This window comes from Streptomyces sparsus (assembly GCF_054776295.1).
The window spans coordinates 1-2,775 of sequence record NZ_BAAHCA010000657.1; the positions used below are offsets into that span (position 1 = coordinate 1).

Sequence of the window (2,775 nt, forward strand, 5' to 3'; positions counted from 1 at the left end):
CGGACCGGGCCGCGCGGCTGCTGCGGCACTGGCGTGAGGTCTTCGGCGCCGCCCTGCGCCTTGAGGTGGTGGGGTCCGCGGAGCTGCGGGACTCCGCCCGGATGCTCGGCCTGGCCGCCGAGCAGCGGGTCACTCCGGTGCTGACCAACGCGGTGCGCTACGCCGACGCCGGTCAGGGACCGGTCGCCGACGTGCTCGACGCGGCCCGGCGCCTGGTCCCCGTTGATCCCCGGCGCGGCCTGGACCGGGGCGAGCGGTGGCTGAAGGGGCCGCGGGAGATGGCGGAGGTCGCCGAGGAGATCGCCGGCGCCGCCGGATTCCGGCGGCAGGACGCGCACCGGCTGCTGGCCAGGACCGAGGAGACCGCGGCCGAGTGCCGGGTGGACTCGGGGGACGACCTCGGCGTCGGCACGGCGCACTTCCCGGAGCCGCACCTGGCCGGAGCGGGACGCCGGACCGCCGAGCGGGTGCTGCGTTCGCGCTGCGCCGCGGCCATGGTGGTCCGGCGGTACGACCGGGACGTGCGGCACTGGCAGCGGCTGGAGGACGAGCTGCGGGTGATCGAGGGGCACGGCTTCGCCTCGTACTTCCTCACCGTCGCGCAGGTCGTGGACGACGTGCGCGGGCTCGGTATCCGCGTCGCCGCCCGCGGTTCCGGCGCGGGATCCCTGGTCAACCACCTGCTGGGCATCGCCACCGCCGACCCGCTGGACCACGGCCTGCTGATGGAACGTTTCCTCTCCGAGCGGCGCAAGGCCCTGCCGGACATCGACATCGACGTGGAGTCGGCCCGCCGGCTGGAGGTGTACCGGGCGGTCTTCGAACGGTTCGGGGAGCAGCGGGTGGCCACCGTCGCCATGCCGGAGACCTACCGGGTCCGGCACGCGGTACGTGACGTCGGCGCCGCGCTGGGCGTCGACCCGGCCGAGGTGGACCGGCTGGCCAAGGCGTTCCCGCACATCCGGGCCGGGGACGCCCGGACCGCGCTGGCCGAATTGCCCGAGCTGCGCGGCATCGACCCCGACCGGTACGGACCCCGGATGTGGGAGCTCGTCGAGGCGCTGGACGGTCTGGTCCGCGGCGTCGCCATGCACCCGTGCGGGATCCTGCTGTCCGACGCCGCCCTGCGCGGGCGCACCCCGGTGGTGCCCACCAGCGGCGAGGGCTTCGCGATGTCCCAGTTCGACAAGGACGACGTGGAACGCATGGGCCTGCTCAAACTGGACGTGCTGGGGGTGCGCATGCAGTCCTCGATGGCGCACGCGGTGGGAGAGGTGGAACGGGCCACCGGTCGACGCCCCGACCTGGACGCGCTGCCCCACGACGACCCCCGGACGTACGAACTGATCCGCTCCACCGAGACGCTCGGCTGCTTCCAGATCGAGTCGCCGGGCCAGCGCGACCTGATCGGACGGCTCCAGCCGAGCAGGTTCCACGACCTGGTGGTGGACATCTCGCTGTTCCGGCCCGGTCCGGTCGCCGCCGACATGGTCCGGCCGTTCATCGAGGCCCGGCACGGCCGGGCGCCGGTCCGCTATCCGCACGAGGACCTGGAGCCGGTCCTGGCGGACACCTGCGGCGTGGTCGTCTTCCACGAGCAGGTCATCGGCCTGCTCGACGTGCTGACCGGCTGCGGGCTGTCCTTCGCGGACGAGACCCGGCGCGCGCTGGCGCACGCCGAACTGAAGCCGCGCATCCGGGCCTGGTTCGAGCGGGAGGCCGCGGCCAGGGGTTACCGCCCCGACGTGGTGACCCGGGCGTGGGAGGTCGTCGAGGCGTTCGGCGCCTACGGCTTCTGCAAGGCGCACGCCGTCGCCTTCGCGGTGCCCACCTACCAGTCGGCGTGGCTCAAGACGCACCACCCGGCCGCCTTCTACGCCGGGCTGCTCACCCACGATCCTGGCATGTACCCCAAGCGTCTGCTGCTGGCGGACGCCCGCCGCCGCGGGGTGCCGGTGCTGCCGCTGGACGTGAACCGGTCCGACGTCGCCTATCGAATCGAACTGGAGTCCGAATCGGGGGCGTGGGGCGTCCGGTTGGCGCTCGGTGAGGTGCGCGGCATCACCGAGGACGACGCGCGGCGGATCGCCGACGGGCAGCCGTACTCCGGGCTCGCCGACCTCGTGGACCGGGCCCGCCCGCCGCGCCCGGTCGCCGAGAACCTGGCCCGGGTCGGGGCGCTGGACTCCTTCGGCGGCAACCGGCGTGACCTGCTGCTCCAGATCGCCGAACTGCACCGCGGCCGTCGGCCGACCGGCGGCTCCGCGCAGCTCCCGCTGGCGGACGCCGGGGCGCCGGTACCCGCCGGCCTGCCCGACCTCGACCGGAACGAGCGGCTCGACGCCGAGCTGGGCGTGCTCGGCATGGACGCCTCCCGGCACCTCATGGGTGACCACCGCGACTTCCTGACCGAACTCGGCGTGCTCTCCGCCCGCCGGTTGCGCGAGGCGCGGCACGGCGACACCGTGCTGGTCGCCGGGGCCAAGGCCGCCACCCAGACACCGCCCATCCGCTCCGGCCGCCGTGTCGTCTTCGTGACGCTGGACGACGGCACCGGGCTGTCCGACCTGGCGTTCTTCGAGGACAGTCACGCCGCGTGCGCGCACACCGTCTTCCACTCCTGGCTGCTGCTGGTCCGCGGCGTGGTGCAGCGACGCGGGCCGCGCAGCTTCAGCGTGGTCGGCTCCGCCGCCTGGAACCTGGCCGAGCTGATCGAGCTGCGCCGCACCGGCGACCTGGAGGCGGTCGCCGCCCGGCTCGCGCAGCGCTCCACCG

1 protein-coding gene is annotated in these 2,775 nt (G+C 74.4%); it reads left to right on the forward strand.

The genetic code is table 11. The annotated features are described in order from the left end of the window. A partial coding sequence (gene dnaE, locus ACYVE9_RS21750) for a DNA polymerase III subunit alpha (protein WP_461029575.1) occupies positions 1-2,775 on the forward strand: 2,775 nt, incomplete at both ends.